The organism is Streptomyces sp. NPDC020965 (assembly GCF_044333555.1).
GTDB lineage: Bacteria > Actinomycetota > Actinomycetes > Streptomycetales > Streptomycetaceae > Streptomyces.
Genome location: NZ_JBIRRE010000013.1, coordinates 18,201 through 36,333, shown reverse-complemented (window position 1 = coordinate 36,333; position 18,133 = coordinate 18,201). Strand labels below are relative to the sequence as shown.

Annotated in this window: 14 protein-coding genes and 2 pseudogenes; 10 read left to right on the top strand and 6 right to left on the bottom strand. The window is 68.1% G+C overall.

Translation table 11 applies throughout. The annotated features are described in order from the left end of the window. The first annotated feature begins 48 nt into the window (after nucleotides 1–48). Entirely contained in the window at nucleotides 49–762 is a 714-nt protein-coding gene (locus ACH4S7_RS31480; protein WP_398524764.1) for an HNH endonuclease family protein, read from the top strand. 303 nt (nucleotides 763–1,065) lie between these two features. Here ACH4S7_RS31480 and ACH4S7_RS31475 read toward each other — a convergent pair whose 3' ends face one another. Both ACH4S7_RS31475 and ACH4S7_RS31470 read right to left on the bottom strand, forming a co-directional pair. Continuing rightward, nucleotides 1,066–1,881, bottom strand: coding sequence for a hypothetical protein (locus ACH4S7_RS31475; protein WP_398524763.1), 816 nt, complete (start codon nucleotides 1,879–1,881; stop codon nucleotides 1,066–1,068). 554 nt (nucleotides 1,882–2,435) lie between these two features. Beyond that, nucleotides 2,436–2,942, bottom strand: coding sequence for a hypothetical protein (locus tag ACH4S7_RS31470; protein ID WP_398524762.1), 507 nt, complete (start codon nucleotides 2,940–2,942; stop codon nucleotides 2,436–2,438). A 435-nt stretch (nucleotides 2,943–3,377) separates the two neighbouring features. Here ACH4S7_RS31470 and ACH4S7_RS31465 point away from each other — a divergent pair, with 435 nt between their 5' ends. Continuing rightward, a complete protein-coding gene (locus ACH4S7_RS31465; RefSeq protein ID WP_398524761.1) occupies nucleotides 3,378–7,178 on the top strand; it encodes a helix-turn-helix domain-containing protein in 3,801 nt (1,266 codons plus the stop codon). A gap of 334 nt (nucleotides 7,179–7,512) precedes the next feature. On the opposite strand, the gene ACH4S7_RS31460 is transcribed toward ACH4S7_RS31465, so the two are convergent. Continuing rightward, a complete protein-coding gene (locus ACH4S7_RS31460) occupies nucleotides 7,513–7,701 on the bottom strand; it encodes a hypothetical protein (RefSeq protein ID WP_398524760.1) in 189 nt (62 codons plus the stop codon). Nucleotides 7,702–8,159: 458 nt separating this feature from the next. Between ACH4S7_RS31460 and ACH4S7_RS31455 the strand changes: the two genes are divergently transcribed. Beyond that, a complete protein-coding gene (locus ACH4S7_RS31455; RefSeq protein ID WP_398524759.1) occupies nucleotides 8,160–8,633 on the top strand; it encodes a hypothetical protein in 474 nt (157 codons plus the stop codon). Nucleotides 8,634–8,997: 364 nt separating this feature from the next. Here the strand turns inward: ACH4S7_RS31455 and ACH4S7_RS31450 are convergent. From ACH4S7_RS31450 to ACH4S7_RS31440, 3 genes and pseudogenes are all read right to left on the bottom strand, one after another. Further along, nucleotides 8,998–10,196: pseudogene (locus ACH4S7_RS31450) on the bottom strand (dihydrofolate reductase family protein). 43 nt (nucleotides 10,197–10,239) lie between these two features. Next, the gene (locus tag ACH4S7_RS31445) at nucleotides 10,240–11,211 is read right to left on the bottom strand and encodes a DNA-binding protein (RefSeq protein WP_398524896.1); all 972 of its coding nucleotides are present in this window, start codon (nucleotides 11,209–11,211) and stop codon (nucleotides 10,240–10,242) included. A 243-nt stretch (nucleotides 11,212–11,454) separates the two neighbouring features. Then, nucleotides 11,455–11,676, bottom strand: a pseudogene (locus tag ACH4S7_RS31440) (helix-turn-helix domain-containing protein); the annotation flags it as partial. 621 nt (nucleotides 11,677–12,297) lie between these two features. On the opposite strand from ACH4S7_RS31440, the gene ACH4S7_RS31435 reads away from it, so the two are divergent. The 7 genes from ACH4S7_RS31435 (at nucleotide 12,298) to ACH4S7_RS31405 (ending at nucleotide 17,967) form a co-directional block, all read left to right on the top strand. Further along, entirely contained in the window at nucleotides 12,298–12,711 is a 414-nt protein-coding gene (locus ACH4S7_RS31435; RefSeq protein WP_398524758.1) for a DUF6415 family natural product biosynthesis protein, read from the top strand. A 146-nt stretch (nucleotides 12,712–12,857) separates the two neighbouring features. Further along, nucleotides 12,858–13,004, top strand: coding sequence for a hypothetical protein (locus ACH4S7_RS31430; RefSeq protein ID WP_398524757.1), 147 nt, complete (start codon nucleotides 12,858–12,860; stop codon nucleotides 13,002–13,004). A 13-nt stretch (nucleotides 13,005–13,017) separates the two neighbouring features. Beyond that, on the top strand, nucleotides 13,018–14,214 hold the full coding sequence (locus tag ACH4S7_RS31425) for a cupin domain-containing protein (protein WP_398524756.1): 1,197 nt from the start codon (nucleotides 13,018–13,020) through the stop codon (nucleotides 14,212–14,214). Next, complete coding sequence (locus tag ACH4S7_RS31420) at nucleotides 14,211–15,128, top strand: aldo/keto reductase (RefSeq protein ID WP_398524755.1); 918 nt, start codon at nucleotides 14,211–14,213, stop codon at nucleotides 15,126–15,128. The genes ACH4S7_RS31425 and ACH4S7_RS31420 overlap by 4 nt, the downstream gene beginning before the upstream one ends. Continuing rightward, complete coding sequence (locus tag ACH4S7_RS31415) at nucleotides 15,106–15,927, top strand: hypothetical protein (protein WP_398524754.1); 822 nt, start codon at nucleotides 15,106–15,108, stop codon at nucleotides 15,925–15,927. The genes ACH4S7_RS31420 and ACH4S7_RS31415 overlap by 23 nt, the downstream gene beginning before the upstream one ends. Before the next feature lie 340 nt (nucleotides 15,928–16,267). Then, the gene (locus tag ACH4S7_RS31410; protein WP_398524753.1) at nucleotides 16,268–17,659 is read left to right on the top strand and encodes a hypothetical protein; all 1,392 of its coding nucleotides are present in this window, start codon (nucleotides 16,268–16,270) and stop codon (nucleotides 17,657–17,659) included. A gap of 122 nt (nucleotides 17,660–17,781) precedes the next feature. Beyond that, on the top strand, nucleotides 17,782–17,967 hold the full coding sequence (locus tag ACH4S7_RS31405; protein WP_398524752.1) for a hypothetical protein: 186 nt from the start codon (nucleotides 17,782–17,784) through the stop codon (nucleotides 17,965–17,967). The last annotated feature ends 166 nt before the right edge of the window (nucleotides 17,968–18,133 follow it).

Genomic DNA, 18,133 nt, shown 5'->3' with positions numbered 1-18,133 from the left:
CCCCTGCCACCACCCGGAGTACCCGCAGTGACAGCACACCGCCACGCCATGATCAGCCTGGTGCTCCTCGTAGGCCTCACCGCATGCAGTCCAGGCCCTGCGAACACCGACCCCGACGACGAGCAAGCAACTCCCGCCCCATCAGCCCTGGCCCCATCGGCGTCCGCTGCCCCGGGCGCGCCTGCGAGCGGTAGCGGGGTGCCTCTGAAGGAGGCGATCGCGTTGCTCGTGGTAGGGGAGGAGAGCCGTTCCGGGTATGAGCGCGATGCGTTCCAGCACTGGATCGACGAGGACGGCGACGGCTGTGACACCAGGCGGGAGGTCCTGCTGGCCGAGGCGACAACGAAGCCCACCCAGGCCGCGCGGTGTGCCATCACGGGCGGTGCGTGGACCTCGTTCTACGACGGGGCCGCGGTCACCGACGCGAAGAAGCTCGACATCGACCACATGGTCGCGCTGGCCGAAGCATGGGACTCGGGCGCCTCCGATTGGACAGCACAGCGACGCGAGCAATACGCGAACGATCTCGGTTCCGAGCGCAGCCTGATCGCGGTGACGGCGAAGTCCAATCGCAGCAAGAGCGACAAGGACCCCTCCCAGTGGCTTCCTCCGGCCGCATCCGCACACTGCGTCTACGCCGCGGACTGGACGGCGACCAAGCTCCGCTGGAAACTCGGCGCAGACAAGACGGAGCAGGCCGCGCTGGAGAAGCTGGCCGCAGCCTGCCCGGACACGCTGGTGGAGTACCAGGTCGCCCCGTAGATGCAAGCGCGCCAGTGCCGGTGCAGGGACGGACGTACACCGACACCGACATCGGATCGGGTCGGCGAGCCCGGAACGGGGAACGAGTCGGACAGGCTCCTGGATCCGGCAGTTGCATCCGCGTCGGAACTCGACCGAATTGGGCAGGCCGGGCTGGCTCACCAATCGTGGCCTTCAGCGGGCTGGCGACGCGATGACGCGGGTCGGAACGTCAGCCGGGCTTGGGACTACACTCGACGGCCGGCGCGACCGGGATCCTCGCTGGCTGGGAAAGCCGCCGTCAGTAAACGATGTGTGGAGGTCTCACCCACCCACGTGAGGCCCGTGGCAAGCGGCGTGCGTGCGGGCCGAACGGGCGGATTCCACAAACTGAGTGCGCAAGGCCGTATAGCCCTCCATGAGCGGGTCGCGAACAAAGCCACCGATCATCCGAGACCAGGCCGGCGGGCAACGGTCGGCGAGCGCGAGAACCCGAGCCGCCTCATCGCTGGGCATGCAGTCACTGTCCTGCAGACAGGACTTCAGGAAGTCCCGATCACTCCACCGTCCCTCTTCCTCCTTGCCTGGCCAGTCGCACAGGAGCCCCCACGCCAGAAACGCCGCTTGGTGGCTCTGATCGTCGCAGATCTCCGCGTTGAGAGGGCACCAGCCGGATTCCAAGGTCTCCACGGCCGAACGGAGCACAGCCCTGTCCAAGGCAAGCTCTTCCAGCGTCCCGCAGTACTCCAGCAGAGCTTTCGCGTGAGGCAGCAAATCTGGCGGAGCCGAAAGCTCCAGCGGTCCGAACGCGGTCTGCACTGCCATGCCGTGCACGGCGAGCTGCGCGCTGCGTTGATCGTGAGCGACGCCAGGCAGATGCCTTACCGAACGCGCCAGAGCATCAGCCGCGCAGAGAAAGGCCGACACTGTGCCGGCCAGTACGGCGTGATGCCTGAGCTGGTGTCCCCCGTGAGTTTGAACCCGAGCCGCAGTTATGGAGGCGCCAGCCTGGCTGAGCCCCGCACTGACTGTCGCATCTGCTGCGCGTTCCCCGCTGCGCCTGGCCCATAAGGCGGTCAGGAAGCCAATAGGAAGGGCAAGCAAGGCGGCGACCACCACGCCTAAGTCTGTGACACTCATGGAGGCAATACTGCCCAAGCCAGGCACCCTCGCCGGGGCAATCGCTGATAGTGCCAGGAACTGACAAGCTCAGATCGGCCGTGGGCTGCTCGTTACCTGACGCTGCTCCTTTGACAGCTGCCCCCTCGACGGGGTCGGCGACCCCCCACCGTCCGCGCCTGAACACGGACCGCCGCTCGCCGCCTGGCCTGCACGCGAACGCTGAGGCGGGCCTGCGCGCCGAGCATGCCCGGTACGCCGCCGCGCGACCGGCACCCACGAGGCGATCGCCCGCCCGCGGAGGAATTTTCACTGGCCTCTTGGATGAACGGTAGAGCCTGGCCCGGCTTGTTCTGCTGCGGGCTGATCACCTCCGGCTAAGGCTTCCGGGACACCCGCTGAGCTGAGAGACCGCCCAGGCAGAACGCTCGGCTGGGGTTCCCCAGCCGAGCGTCTGGCTGAACTGTTCGCGGCCTGATCGATTTCGCGCATGTGTTGCAACGGCCGCTCGAACCCGCCCGGGTGCATCGATTGATTGTCTGCACCCGGGCGGAGCTTCGATACTTCGCGGGGGTCTACTCGTTCTCGCGGAAGACCCGGGAGACCACGCAGCCACCGCCGTGCCAGCACAGGAGCATGTCGTGCGGCGAGTTGTGGTAAATGTCGCGAATCCCTCCGTCGCAGCCTCTGTCGCCGCCGTCGTCCCAGGTTCCATGGATGACTATGCGGCCGTTGTTGATGGTCCGCAGATATCCGGTGACGCCGTGGCCGTCAGCCCTGGTGTCGCAGACGGTGAACCTGTCCCCATCGTCGGTGAACTTCATGTAGCCACGGGCGTTCGGGAGCGCGATGCTGAGGTCGGCAGCCGAAGCCGGAGCCGCCGCGAAACCGACCATCACGGTAGCGGCAGCGCCGATCATAACTCCACGCCTGAGCACTGTCTTCACCATGTGGTATCCCCCGTAGCCCTCTTCAGATTCAGCGGTTGCATGGATCTCTCCCTTTAGGCTGTCCGGCGATTCACTGACTGTGCTGCGCTGTACGGGTGTGGGGCGGTGCGGCGGTGTTTCTGCCACCGTCATCTCGCTCCTCTCTCAGGTGATCGTGGTGCCCGGCAGGACAGAGGTTCTGGACGGACGGCTGCTCCTGTGGACCCCCGTCCCGCAGGATCCGAGCAGTTCCCCCGGGGCTGCCGTTTTGCTGTTCGTCACCAAGCTTCCGGGGACCAGGTTTGATACACATCCCGCCTTGACCAGGTGAATCAAAAGCAGGTCGGGCCGACTCAGGACTTCTCGGCCCAGCCGAGTTCCTGCGGACCTGCGGCAGTTCAGTGGTCCGGCTGGTCTGCGCCGGGGACATCGGATTGGCACCGTCCGGTAGGCGCACTCCCACGACCCGGTACTGCGGACAGCACTTGGCCAGTGCCGCACCGGGGCCCGGCTGGAATCGGGCTTGTGAACGTGTTCGACGGGTTCCTAGCCTCGGCCGAGGGTTCGTTTCTAAAAGGAGAGTGACGAGTGGGACGTCGTGAGGTGCCCGTCGATCCCATGGCCGGGCCGGTGCAGCGGTTCGCATACGAGCTGAGAAGGCTGCGTGAGGGGGCGGGCGGTCCCACCTACCGGGCGATGGCGCGCGGGGTTTCGTACTCGGCGGTCACGCTGTCCCGGGCGGCGGCCGGTGAGCAGCTGCCGTCGCTGGAGGTCACCCTGGCCTATGTCGAGGCGTGTGGTGGTGACCCGGGGGAGTGGGAGCGGCGCTGGCACGAGACTGTGGCCGCGATCGCGGAACAGTCCCCCACCTTGGACGACGTCGGCGAGTCTCCGTATCAGGGGTTGGCCCGCTTCGAACCCGCAGATCACGACCGCTTCTTCGGACGCGCCAGACTCGTCACGGCAGTGACCGAACTCGCCCGCGAGAACCGCTTCGCCGCGGTCTTCGGACCGTCCGGCAGCGGCAAGTCCTCCCTGCTGCGGGCCGGCCTCGTCCCCGCGCTCCGCCAGGACGGCCGGGGTCTGGCCGCGATCCGCATCCTCACCCCCGGCGAACACCCCCTGCGCACCCACGCAACGGCACTGACCCCGAAGGAAACCGGAACGGACGGAACCCCCCAGGGCGACACTCTGCTCCTGGTCGACCAGTTCGAGGAAGTCTTCACCCTCTGCACCGACCCCACCGAACGCGCCGCCTTCATCGACCGACTCCTCACCGCACAGAACCCCGACAGCCGACTACGCGTGATCATCGCCGTCCGCGCCGACTTCTACAGCCGCTGCGCCGAACACCGTGATCTCGCGGACACCGTCTCTGAAGCGGCGTTGCTGGTCGGGCCGATGACCCCGGCCGAACTGCGCGAGACGATCATCGGCCCGGCCCAGGGGGCCGGGCTGATCGTGGAGCGAGAGGTGACCGCCCGGCTGATCAGCGAGGTGGAGGGTGAGCCGGGCGGGCTGCCGCTCCTCTCCCACGTCCTGCGGGAGACGTGGCGCCGCCGCCGGGGCCGGACCCTGACCATGGCCGCCTATGAGGCGGCGGGGGGCACCCACGGAGCGATCGCCCGCACCGCGGAGGACATCTTCGCCGGCTTCTCAGACCAACGACAACAGCTGGCCCGGCTGGTTCTCCTGCGGCTGATCACACCCGGGGACGGATCCCAGGACACCCGGCGCCCGGTCACCCGATCCGAACTCGACTTCGGCGACCGGGCCGAAACCCTCCTCGTCGTCGACCGCCTCGCCCACGCCCGGCTCCTCACCCTCGACGACGACACCATCGACCTCGCCCACGAAGCCCTCATCACCGCCTGGCCACGCCTCAACGCCTGGATCGAAGAAGGCCGCGAACGCATACGAGCCCACCGCCACCTCACCGAAGCCGCCCAGGCATGGAATGACCTGGGCCGGGACCCTGGCGCCCTCTACCGGGGCACCCGTCTGACCACCGCCCAGGAGCACTTCGCCCCATCCGGACGGGCCGCTGACCTCACCCCGTCCGAACAAGCCTTCCTCACCGCCAGCCACACCGCTCTCACGCGCGACACCCACCGCCGTCGCACCCTGCTGACCACCCTCACCCTGGTGATGGCCCTCGCCCTCATCGCGGGCGTCATCGCCTGGCAGCAGAACACCACCAGCGGCCGCAGACACGCCGAAGTCGAAGCCCGCCGCATCACCACCGTCGCCCAAGCTATGCGGCACACCGACCCGAAGCGGGCCATGCGTCTGAGCGTCGCCGCCTGGCGGCTCGCCGACACCACCGAAACCCGCTCCGCACTCCTCGGCGCCATGACCCAGCACGAGGACGAAGCGCTCAATGTTCCCGAGCGCGACGCCACCGACCGCGGTCTCATCAAGGGGTCGAAGCTCAGGCTGACGGCCGACGGCCGCACGCTGGTCTCCGTACAGCGGGACCGGATCAAGACCTGGGACCTGCGTGACCCGAGCCGTGCCCGCACCTACCCAGGGCCCGGGAAACCGTTTGACCCGAGGTACGAGCTCGCAGCCAATGGCCGAATTCTCGTTTTTCCGAGAGAGGGCGACGGCGTGACGCTGTGGGACGTACGAGCCGGACGGGCGCGCGGGCAGCTCCCTCTGGAGGCAGTGACCGGGCTCGCTCTCAGCCGGAACGAGGCTTCACTGGCCGCGGTGAACGGGGCATTGGACGTCGTGGAGGTCTGGGAGATGAAGAGCCGTCGGCGCGTACTCACCGTGCCGATCCCCAACCACGAATCTCACGACTCGCCGGATATGACCCTGAGTCCGGACGGGAGCCGGCTGGCCCTGTGCACAGGCGATGGCCCCCCGGAATTCTGGGACGTCGCCCGAGGTAAGAGACTTGCCATGCCCTGGGCAAAACAGATGGGGAAGACCTATTTATGCTCTTCGAAGTCGTTTGCCATAGCCCCGGACAACCGGACGGTGGCCTTCGCCACCGACGATGGAATCCGTCGCTGGGACCTCGGCTCGGGCCGGGAACTCGCCAGACTCAACAGCCAGAAACCGGAATCTATCCGATTCAGCGAAGACGCTGCATACCTCATGGCCACCGGCAACGACGAACTCCTCGTGTGGCGACTGACGTTCGCCGAAGCGCCAGTGTTCCGGCACGCCCTGGAGGATGAACCGCTGGGCGATTTCGCCCTGGACGTAGCCGACGGGTCGCTCCGGTACAAGTACTGGGACGAGGCGACAGTGAGGTCTCTGAGCCTGGGGCGAGTGACGACGAACCAGTGGACCAAGAAGGGACCCACCGGCGGGCAATTGGCCGAGGACGGCCGCACACTCGCCCAGGTGACCTACACCGGAAGCGAGAAGGGCTTTCGGCTCCTGGACACACGTGATGGCCGGACCGTCGGCGAGCCGCCCGGCGAGCCGTGCCCGCCGGCGAACCGGCCGGCCAGGAAACAGCCTCCTGCGGATTGCTTCGGCCGTTCCGCTTTCAGCGCCGACGGCCGGTTCTTCGCCTACTGGGACGTCGGGTCCGAGCGGCTGGCGGTATGGGATGTGACCGCGCGCCGTGAACATACGCGCGTGCGTCCGACACCCGGTAAGGAGGACCCGGTCCGCGTCGAGAGCTTCGCCTTGAGCGCCGACGGCCACCGACTCTACATAGCAGGGGTCGTGCAGGACACGGAACGCGTGGAGATTTGGGACATACGCGACAGAGCCCGCAGTCGCAGGGTCGCGACGCTCCCCGTGACTGAGGGGAAAGCACTTGCCGTACGGCGCGACGGCACCGGTCTCGCAGCCCCGGGCGGTGCGTTCGCCGACCTCCGGACCCGCCGAGTGGAACAGCGAATCCAGGAATATGGTGAGAACGAGGCGATCACGTTCAGCCCCAACGGCCTGTACCTGGCCGTGGGCGACAACCGGGGGCAGGTCACCGTCTGGGACGGCGAACTGCGCAAACGCCTGGCGACGCTGTCGAGTCCCGAAGAAGCCGATATCGTCCGCAGCAGCATTCGTGATGGCCACGACGAGATCCAAGCGATGCAGTTCAATGGCGTCACGGCCCTGACCTTCTCCCCGGACGGGAGCCTTCTGGCCGTGGGGGACAGTTCGGGCACCGTCCAGCTGTGGGATGTGGCGTCCAGCCGCCCCCTGGGTTCTCCCCTCCCAACCCCGGGCGACCCGGTCCTCTCACTCGCCTTCGACGCGGACGGCCACACCCTGTACACGGCGGGCCTGTACGCCGGCCTGGAGACGTACGACATCGATCCCCCGCGGCTGGCCGCCACCGTGTGCAGACGAGCAGGCTCAGGTCTGTCGCCCGCAGAATGGCAGGACCACCTCCCTGACCTGCCCTACCGCAAGACCTGCTGACCAGGACCGCCCTCGCCGTCACCTCGCGGCGACTCGCCCCACAGGCCGGCCCCGCGCCGAAGAACGGTGCTGATTCTCGCTCTGCTGTCCTAGTGCTCATTTCGGTGTCCGCCAGGACGGGGACGTAGTCGGACCTCGGGCGGGACGGGGTGAGGATCGGGCGGGCAGTCTCTTGCGAGCCCCTCAGCTCACTGCCATGAGAATCAGCACCACCCACGCCCCCAGACCATCGTCCCCAATCGACGGACCGTGACCGATGAACCGTCCGAGGCTTTGTGGGCCTAGTCCGGATGGACCGGGCCCACGTGCCGTCTGAGCGCTGAGGAATACGGCTTTAGCGGGCCTGAATCCAGAGGGTCCCGTACGCCACGATCGTGCTGCCGATGGCGGTCGCGGCTCCGCGGAGCAGATAGAGACCAGCCTCGTTGCGCACCCGCCGTGCTCTCGCGGTCCAGCGGCCTGGCGGGTGCGGTGCGCGAGGTTCCGGGACGTTGCCCGTATCCGTATTCTCGGTCCTGAACATGGACTTCTCCTCGGTTCGGGGAAGGGCCTGTTCTCAGTAGACGGCTCCCTGCACACCAGGAGGCCGTCGCCGTTTCCGATGATGGCCGTGCCACCGTTCCACACTGTGAGACGAAAGTGTGTCTCCGGGACGGACGACGACAACGAAGCCATCTCGGAAGACCTCCTGAGCAGCAAAAACAGTGTCTGGTCCAAGAGAGTTCTCAAGGGCTGTCAGTTGCTGAGACAGGTCTGTACAAGGCGCATTGGGGCAGTAGCTGTTCATATGTGTGCTCACGAGTTCTCAGGTGGAGTGGATGGGTGCCACCATGAGTGAATCTGAGCTTCCACAGGCGTACCTATGGATATTTAAGTAGACAGGAGTGCAACTGGGTTGAGCTGTGGCATGTTTGGGTGATGCCTAGACTGCTCCGCATACCAAGCGAAGAGGATCTTCCGCGTGGCCCTCTGCGGAGATTCGTGATCGAGCTCCATCATCACTTCCGCCAGACCGGAAGGGCGTCGCCCCAGAAGATCGCCACCGCTGCCCAACGGATCGACCGTAGTGATACGACGGTCAGCCGTGAAACAGTGCGCCGGCTGCTGACAGGACAGACCTTGAGCGACTGGGCACGCGTCGAACTCGTCCTGCGCGCGATGTGCCTGCTGGCCAACCAGGCCCCTGATCGGCGGCGCTGGCCCCACCCTGAAGATCGATCCGACGACGACCCCTCGACCTGTATCGAGCATCTGCGCCTGCTGTGGAACAACGCCGTCGATGACATCGACCTCGACGACGATGAGGATGCACCACCACCACAGCTTGCTTCTGATCCGTCGGCATCCCCACCAACGCAACGAACGGGCTGGGGCACTTCCTCACAGGAAGATCTTTGGGCTACCGGGCAGTCGCAGGAGACTTCCGGCGGATACAGCGAAGAACCCCCGTTCTGAACAGCGGAGACGTCGGGCAGCGGCGGTGAAGCCGGGTGTATTGCGCTCCGTATTGCAGTAGTCGGGAAGCTGACGGCGCGTGGCCCCGGGTAGTTCCACGCCGAGGGCCTCGTGTGTATTTCGCTTGATCTGCTGGTTCAACAATCGGTCGGAGGCGGTGTCACGCCCACTCCACACCGGGATCCCGCAAGACGGTTCGCTGGTGTTCGATGAGTCGGTCGAGCCTCTGATTGGTGTTGCTCCCGCCCTCAAGCTTCACCGCGTGCTCGACGTGAGCCCTGGAAACCGTCGCCTCGCCCTTGCGCGCGATGTACTGCGCGAAAGCGGCGACGCTCCTCAGGACCTCTGCACCTGGTTCACCTGCTTACAGCAGGTGCTGGTTGGGGGCTCTTGCCGTGTCGGCGTACTCGGGCAGCTCGACGACCGTGACCCCTGCATGCTGGAGGAGTTCGGTGCCGTTGGCGCCGGGGACGAAGGTATCGGGTTCGCGCCAGGCGGTGACGACACGGGGGATACCGGCGTCGCGGATCAGCTGGGCGCACGGGCGTGGCCGTGAGGCGCGTTGCGCACAGGGTTCGAGGGAGCTGTAGATCGTGGCGTCCGCCAGTCGCGACTCGGCCGGGTCGAGTGCGGCGAGGGCACCTTCCTCGGCATGATCGTGGAGGTCGTGCTCGCGGGAGTAGCCGCGGGCCAGTTCAGTGCCATCTGCGGAGACGATGACCGCGCCGACGCTGAAAGCGGTGTCGGACGACGGGCAGCGGGTGGCGAGGCGGCAGGCGAGGGCGAGCCAGGCCCGGTCGGCGGCATTGGGCTCGTGGCCAAGACCGGGCCGGCCGAGGCTGGGCGGGGTGGGAATGACACTCATCGGGGCTCCATGGCGATGTCCTTGGGCGCGTATCTGAGAAGTACCACGTCACCGATCCGCCGGGTCTCCAGGAGCCGGAGACGGGCGGCGGGGCCACCCATGTAGTGCGCCGGGCCGAGCATCCGCACGGCATCGCTCTGGCCAACAAGAAGCGGGGCGATGACGAGATGGAGCTCGTCGGCGAGATGGCCTTCGAGGAACTGGGTGTGGATGGTCCCGCCGCCTTCCACCATCAGCCGCTCAATGCCGTAGACGTCGCCGAGCACATCCAGGGCGACCGGCCATGTGGCGCCCTGCGGGACACCTTGAATGGTGGCGAGTCCGTCGAGCGCCTTTCCTGCCTTCTCGGCGGCCTCGCTGCCGACAGCAAGGACGAGCTTCTCGCCGCCGTGGTGCCAGAAATTCCAGTCCGGGTCGAGATCGCCGGTGCCGGTGACGGTTACTTTCAGCGGATACTCGGACAGACCTGCCGCAACCCGCGCCGCGCGCCTCTCCTCGGAGTTCACCAAGAGCCGGGGGTTGTCGGCACGCAGGGTGCCGGCGCCAACGAGGATCGCGTCGACGGAGGCGCGGACGGCATCCACCCGGTCGAAATCCTCCGGATTGGAGAGGATGAGCCGGTCCTCGCCCCGTCGGGTGTCAAGGAATCCGTCGATGGACACAGCGGCGGACAGCAGAACGTACGGGCGGGCGGACACGGGGCAGCTCCAGAGTGAGGGAAGAAGCGTGAAACGGGCGAGATCAGGCGGGGTGAAGAACGATCCGGTCGAGCGCGCCCCGGAACTCCGCCACACCGGGCACGCGAGGGACGGCCGCGAGGGCCTGGTCCAGCTTGCCGAGTGGGCCGATGGTGCGGGCACTTCCCGTCTCTGCGGCAATCCCGACGGCCTGCAGGCCGATCGCGGCAGCCCGCGCGTGGTCACCGGCACCGGCGTGGGCGCGGGCAGCCCGGGCGAGGTAGACGCCACGATCGCGCCGGTAGGCCACCGGCAGGACAGCGAGCGCGCTCTCGAACCCGCCCGCTGCCTGCTCATACCGGCCGAGAGCAGCGTAGGAGCGGGCACGGGAGGTGTGAAGGTACGACACATCGAGCCAGGAGCCCCAGACATCATCACCGCCCGCCGCAGCGAAGAGGGCGAGCGCCATCTCGTAGCCCCCCAAGGCGGAAGACTCTTCGCCAAGGACGGCGTGCGCATGAGCCTGATGCATAACAGCGATGACCTCCAGCCGGCTGCCGGGGCGGGCAGCACGGCGAGCGGCCGCCGCGAGGCCGAGGGCATCCGCAGGATGGCCGGTGTCGACCGCAAGCTGGGCTTTACGGCCGAGGATGTACGCGGTCAAGTCCATGTCGCCGGTCACATGGGAGGCGTCCAACGCTCGGGCGGTGTGCCCACGGGCCGCCCGCTCGTCACCCATATCCTGAGCGAGCCACCCGGCGAGCTCCTCGTATCGGGTCTCCAGCGCGAGGAACTTCACGGCGTCCGTGCCGCGGGCCGCGCGGCGGCGGACGGTGAGACGGGCGAGGTGCTGCTGCAGGGTGGGCAGGACATGCCGGGGGCCGATGAGATTGTCGGTCTGGATCAGCGCGCGGCGGAGCTGCGCGTAGTGCTCGATGGGCGGGCCCATGTCACCGGCGACAGCCGGCGTCGGGAGCGTGATCGCGGAGAGTCCGGCGATGCCGGAGGCGAGGACGACGCGCCGAGGCACGGGCACGAAGAGGATCCTTCCTTGGATGCGACAGGGGACGACGACCGTGTCCGTGTCGTCAACGTCTGAGCCTGCCCGCCCGAACACGGAAGTGGCCAGCTCAGCCGGGGAACTGGCCCCATCAGCGATGGAACCGGCCCCATGGCCCCACGCTCCGCCTCTGGACAACCCACAGGACTGTGCCTCCGGCGCACTGCCGGCGGAGGCCCGGGGGGCTTCTCTCTCCGCCCGTTCCCACAGCCGGACCAACGCCCCGCAAGCATCGAGAACCTGGTCAACGGCGACGGCAACGTGGCGGGGGACCGGCCGCTCGGCGCGCTCGAAGCGTCCGAGGTGGGACCGGTCAACCAGCGTAAGCATCGCCAACTCCTGCTGGGAGAGTCGACGCGCGATCCGGCTCTCCCGGAGCTCGTGACCCCACCGGTGCCACGGGCCGGCTCCGGGCGTCAGCTCGTTCGGCCGCTGCCCCACGCCCCACGCCCTCTCAAACAACCCCGCCCCGATGCCCAGGGCGATGACGACGCGTCCACCATGGCCCCGATGAGGCCCGGAGAGCCAGTGCACAGGGCCCCATCCCGAGCCTCCCAACCAAGGCCCGGCAACGGCTTGGATCGGTGAAGCAAGCAGTTCACACCGTATCCGAACGTCCACTTCCGAGAGCCGAGTTGGAGGCGCCGACGTGCACGAGTCCGCAAGCCTCACCACTCGCGATCGTCCGGTGAACCCGCCTCGGGAACATCGACAGCCCCCGCTGATCAGACCGGCCGCCCCAGCGCCAGGAACGCCACGCTTCTGCGTACCAGCAAGACCGCAGTACCCCGCACCCCACACGCTCCTGTACAAGCTGTACGTACGGGAACGAGCGGGCTCCGAGGCAGCCGACCACCGCGCTCCGTACCAGCTGCTTCTACATCGGACTGCACAGACCCCTTGGGAAATCCACCAACCCTCATCCCACCCAGGCCCCCTCGCGCACCAATACCGTCACCCTCCTCACAGCGCGCGATGCCGCCCCCGGCCACCAACCCCGGCAGCAGCCCCTCACCGCACCGCCCGACCACGCGAGCCCGCCATGAACGAGGCCGGGTGAAAATGAACCGCTACGGCAGCGTCGTCCACGATCCGACAGCCATCCTCCACACGGGAATCCGCCTCGACCGAGCCCCCCACGAGCACCTCGCCGACGCAGTACTGGACTGGCGCCAGAGCGACACCACCACACCACCACCGCTCGACATCGAGCAGATCACTCTCCAACTCACCTGCTACGCACGCCTCCTGACCGACCAGGTCAGGAGCGCATACTCCCGCCTCCCGCACAGCCACCTCGCCGCCGTACTCGGGCGGATCACCTCAGCCGAAGCCACCCGTCAGCTCTCCGTACACCGGAGCCTGACCGGCCCACTTGCCCACGCTCAGTCCCGCGCCCGGCTCGTCCAAGCGCTCCACCGTGCCCTCGACCGAGCTGATGCCGCCCGCAACGCCGCAGCCCGTCCCACGCCCTGAAGCCTTGCAAGCCACTCGCCCTCCGAAACCGCCCGCCCTGCGGGCCCGCCAGCCGGCAGGCCTATCCACCGGGGCGCCCGCCCTCCAGCCGGCGCCCCCGTACGACCGGGAAGCTCCCCGGCCGTACCACCCCGAGGAGGAACACGATGACACCGAAGCCCACCACCGCACCGGAGCAGAAGGGGAGTGGCTTGATCCGCGCCTGTCGGGCGATCCGGACGGCGCGCTCCCGTGGCACCGGCCTGTCGGAGTCCGACGGCGGCGGCACCGGCCGCTCGGACAGCAACGACTGAACGAGGACCAGCGATGACACTCTCGTTCATCGCGGAGCGTCTGGGCCAGGACTTCCTGGCCCAGACGCTCGGCCGCGACCACCTGCACCTGCCCGGCGTCCTCGACACCCCTGGCTGCCTCATCTCCTTCGACACCCTCAACGACCTACTGGCCACCCACCGCCTCGAGTCACCCCGGCTCCGACTGTCCGCCCACGGCGAGACCCTGCCCCAGCACCACTACACCGTGCCCGTCACCACCCGCCGCGCGACTGTCTGGCAACGCCTCCACCCCCGCGAACTCCACCAGCGGCTCACCGAAGGCGCCTCCCTCGTCATCGACGCGATCGACGAACTCCACGAGCCGGCCGCCACCCTCGCCGCCACCCTGGAACGACACCTGCACACTCACGTCCAGATCAACGCCTACGCCTCCTGGAACGCCACCGAAGGGTTCGGGACACACTGGGACGACCATGACGTGATCGTGCTGCAGATCGACGGTGCGAAACGCTGGAAGATCTACGGACCCACCCGCGACAGGCCGATGTACCGGGACGTCGCCGCCCCCGAACCACCCACCAGCGACCCAATCGCCGAAATCATCCTCCACGCGGGGGACCTGCTGTACCTACCGCGCGGCTGGTGGCACGCCGTCACCGCTGACCAGGGCACCCACTCCCTCCACCTGACATGCGGCCTCACCCCCCACACCGGCGCCGACCTCATCACCTGGGCAGCCGACCGCCTCCGATCCAGCCCGACCATCCGCACCGACCTCCCCCTCCACACCCCCGCCGACGAACAAGCCGACTACCTCAACGCCCTCCGCGCAGAACTCGACGCCCTCCTCAAAGACCCCCGCCTCCTCGACCAGTACACAGCCGCCCGGGACGCCGAAGACCCCGGCCGCATGCGGCCCTCCCTACCGCACCTGGGCGCCATACCGGCCGACCGGGAACTGCTGGTCCGACTCACCACCGCCCGTGCCCACACCACACACATCACCGACGACAAGGAGAAAATCCTCCGACTCACCGGCGCCGGGAACGAGATCGACCTCGACCCGGCAGCCGGACCGCTCCTCGACACCCTCCTCACCGCCCCCTCATGGATCTCGCTCGGCACCCTCGCCGACACCACCGGCCTGCCAGTCGACGACATCGCCCGGGTGATCCAGGAACTCATCGCCGCACAGATCGCCACCGTGCACCGCGGGACCCGCCCATGACCGCAACGCTCGCGCTCGGCACCTACCGGATCGCCCAAGAAGATTTGCCCGCCGCCGCGGAGCGCGCCGCCAACAGCCTTGTGCCGTGGATCGACACCGCTCCCCATTACTGCGGAGGCCGCGCCCACCTACTCCTCGCCCCCGTACTCCGAACACACCCACATCTGCGAGTCGCGACCAAAACGGGGTTCCTCACCGCAGAAGCAGCCCGGGCAGCAGTCGCCGACGGCGTCCTGGACGCGGCCGAAGCAGCGACCAGACACAGTCTCTCCGCCTCGTTCGTCCAGTGGCAGACAGAGCGGAGCCGCACCGAACTCGACCGCGCCCACCTCGACACGGTCTTCGTACACAACCCCGAGCGAACACCCGACCAGGGGCATCTGCACGAACAGCTACGCGACGCCTTCGCCGTCCTTGAGGAACAGGCAGAGGCCAGGAGGCTCAGCTCCTACGGCATCGCCACCTGGACCGGCTTCACCACCGGGCAGCTCACCGTCCCGGGTCTGGACCGGATCGCGACCGAAGCGGCCGGCACCCGCGACCACCACCTCAGCACGATCCAACTCCCGGTGAACCTCGTTGAGCACACCGCCCTCGACCAAGCCCTGTACGGCCGGGGCCCGATCACCCACGCCACCGCCCGGGGATGGCACGTACACGCCTCCGCCCCACTCCACGGTGGCGCCCTCACTCAGCTCGACGGCGGCGCCGACCTCGCGCACCTGATCCGACCCGGCGCCACGATCGCCGAAGCCTGTCTCACGGCCGTCGCCTCCTGCCCCGGCATCACCACCGTCCTCATCTCGACAGCGAATGCGGAACACTGGGAGACCGCACGCGCCATGCTCGACAAGCCCCCTGTCCCCACCGACACCTTGCGGATGGTCCTCGATGTACTCGCCGCCGACGACTGAGGCCGACACCGACCGGATGACCGCCGCCCACACCCGGGCAGTGGCCGCCCTCGACGCGACACCGGCAGGGCCGCTCGTCTGGGGCTACCAGGGCCGCACCCTCGGCCGCCGCGCCGACCACCCATTGCACGGCGCCTGCTGGCTCCGCCTCCACTTAGCCCCGGACGGCACAGAGGGCGGGAAACTCTGGGAAGGCACCGAACAGGCTGCCCACCTCTTCACGGCTGTACGCAAGCCCGCCCTGCACGCGATTCGGGACACGGCGACCGCCGAATACGCCTACCGCGCCGAACTCACCCAGTACATCCACGAGCCGGCCCTCTCCCCGGAACCGGTCCTCCGCGCGGAAGTCGATCTGCACGATTCCTGGTTCACAGCGATCCGTGCGGACCTCGAGACCATCGCGGCTACTCCAACGGAACGGACCAGCGTCCGGCAGCAGTGGATCGACCGCGCCGTCCCCACCTTCACCGGCCGCCCGGCCCCGCAGATCACCGACTGGACCTGTGCCCACGGAGACTTCCACCTGGCCAACATCACCACCAGCGCGGTGATCCTCGACTGGGAAGGTTTCGGCATGGCACCCCGCGGCTGGGACGCCGCCCTGCTGTACGCCTACACGCTCCTCGCACCCGCCACCGCCGCCCGCATCCACGCCGCGTTCACCGACATCCTCAACACCGAAGCGGGCCAAACCGCCCAGCTCATCGTCGCGGCCGACCTCCTCCAGTCCACCTCACGCGGAGACCACCCCGAGCTCACCGGACCACTCCGGGAACTGATCACGACACTGCCTTGAACGCGGGCCGGACCGTAGGGGAAGGAGATGTGTGGCCGCGAGCGCGGGACGCGGTGTAGGGCGAGGCCGAAGTGCTCGCTGGACTCGTTGAGCGACCGCACTGTGAGGCCCCGCAAATTGCCGTTCCAAAAGGCTTTCAACTCGGACCTCATAGGCAGAGCCGTTTCGCCGTGAAGAAGGTCAGATCTGCCGCCGCTGCTACCGCAAGGACCCCGAGTTCCTTCAAGAGTGCGCCGAGTGCGGGCGGCTCAAGCCGCCGTCCGTCCGACGCGACGACGGCACGGTGCTTTGTCAGAGCTGTGCTCCAAGGCCCGAACGGCAGTGCGTCGGCTGCGGGACCATGGGGCCCGCCTCGTCCATCAGCGATGACGGAGCACTTTGCCACCGTTGCTATGAGCGGCCGACCCGGCCCTGCGGGCTCTGCGGCCAGACCCGCCGGATCACGGTCCGCGCCACCGACAACCGGCCCGACACCTGCGACCGCTGCTACCGCGGCCCCATCGACGAGTGTGTCGTCTGCGGCCGGCGCCGCCACGGGGTCCGGGTCAGCCAGCGGGGATGGGCTTTCTACTGCCGCTCCTGCCAGCCCCGACCGTCCCGTCGTTGTGACGACTGCGGCGCGATCAGACAGGTCAAGGCGGTCTGGCCGCTCGGAACCCTCTGCGGCACCTGCCACCAGCGGCGCAAGCGCAACCCCGAACCGTGCTCGCAGTGCGGCACCACCCGCGTCCTGGTCGGCCGTACCCCGGACGGCCACGGCCTCTGCGGGCCTTGCGCCGGCCGGCCGGACATCGACTTTGCCTGTCGCCGATGCGGCTTCCCCGGCGACATCTACGCCGACAGCAACTGCACCCGCTGTGTCGTCAACGATCAGGTTCACGACCTCCTCAGCGGCGAAGACGGCACGATCGCCCCACAACTCCTCCCGCTCGCCGAGGCCCTCATCGCGGTTGAGAACGCCTGGTCGATCCTCGACTGGCTGCGACGGGAGAACTCCGGGGCGAAGATCCTGCCCCAACTTGCCACCCGCCAGGACGAGATCACCCACGACATCCTGGACTCGCTGCCGCAGGACGCGGTCACCCGCTACGTCCGCGCGGTCCTTGTTGCCACCGGCGTCCTGCCCCGTCGGCAGGAGCACTTCGCCCAGTTGGAACTTTGGCTCGACAGCGTGCTGGAACAACTTCCGCCGCACCAGGCCCGGATCATTCGCCCATTCGCCGAGTGGCACGTCGTTCGCGACGCCCGGCGCCGCGCGGAGCGAGGCCGCTACACGGCCGGCTCCGTGTCCGCCGACCGCACCGACATCCGCGTCGCCATCGAGTTCCTCACCTGGCTCGATGCCCACCAGCTTGACCTCGCCACCGTTGCTCAGGAGGAACTCGACCTCTGGCTCACCGCCCATACCACTCGGCGCCGGGGCCTCTCCTCCTTCATCCGCTGGACGGTCGCGCGCTGCCTCACCGCGAAGCTCTCCGTCCCTCCCAAGCGCAAGAGCCTGCCCGCGAACTTCCTCACCGAGGACGAGTACGGCGAACAGCTCCGCCGTTGCCTCAACGACGACACGCTGCCGGTCGAAGTACGCATCGTCGGCGCCCTGGTCCGGCTCTATGCCCTGCCCATCACCCGCACCGTCGAGCTGACCACCGACCGGTTCCACCGCGAAGAGGACGGCGCCTACTTCACATTCGACCGGAACCCCGTCCTGCTGCCCCCAAGCTCGCCCACCTGATCGAGCAACAGATCACCCGGCCTCGCCCCACCTCCATGCTCCGCCGGGCCTCGGACGCCGGCCCTCTGCTGCCTGGTCGGCCACCCACCAAGCCTCGAAGCGCCTCCAGCGTCACCAACCTGATGAAGCAGCACGGCCTCCCTGTCCTCGCCGCCCGCAACACGGCCATGCTCGAAGCGGTGAGCGAGCTGCCGCCCATCGTCGTCAGCGACCTGTTCGGCGTCTCCGCCAGCAACGCTCACACCTGGGCCGGCTTCGCACAGGACAGCTGGGCCGACTACCTCGCGGCCTGCCAGGAGGACGGATAAGCCCGAGCTCGATCCGTGGGCCTCCTCCGGCCCCGGCCACTTCAGATTTCGATGCACCGTTGCCACCACGGCAGGTGCTGTGGAGCGAACGGGTCGTTGACTGTTCTACGGAGGATGCGGGCGTCGATGGGGGCCAGCGCGGCTCGCAGTTCTCGTCGGCCCCGGG